At 47.8% G+C, this 251-nt stretch carries 1 pseudogene; it reads right to left on the minus strand.

Annotation, left to right across the window (positions count from 1 at the left end):
- Positions 1 to 251 (minus strand): annotated as a pseudogene (gene groEL, locus B4920_RS27195) (chaperonin GroEL); the annotation flags it as partial.

Raw genomic sequence — 251 nt, forward strand, 5'->3', positions numbered from 1 at the left:
CTCTAGGCCGATTTCTTCAGCGATTACAGTACCGCCAGTTAAAATCGCTACGTCTTGCAGCATGGCTTTACGACGGTCACCAAAGCCTGGGGCTTTAACCGCTGCCACTTTCACGATACCGCGCATGTTGTTAACAACGAGCGTTGCTAAGGCTTCGCCTTCAACATCTTCGGCAACGATCAGTAATGGCTTACCAGTTTTTGCCAGACCTTCAAGGATTGGTAACAGTTCGCGAATGTTAGAGATTTTTT

The sequence above is a fragment of the Zoogloea sp. LCSB751 genome, assembly GCF_002028455.1.
Classification (GTDB): Bacteria; Pseudomonadota; Gammaproteobacteria; order Burkholderiales; family Rhodocyclaceae; genus Zoogloea.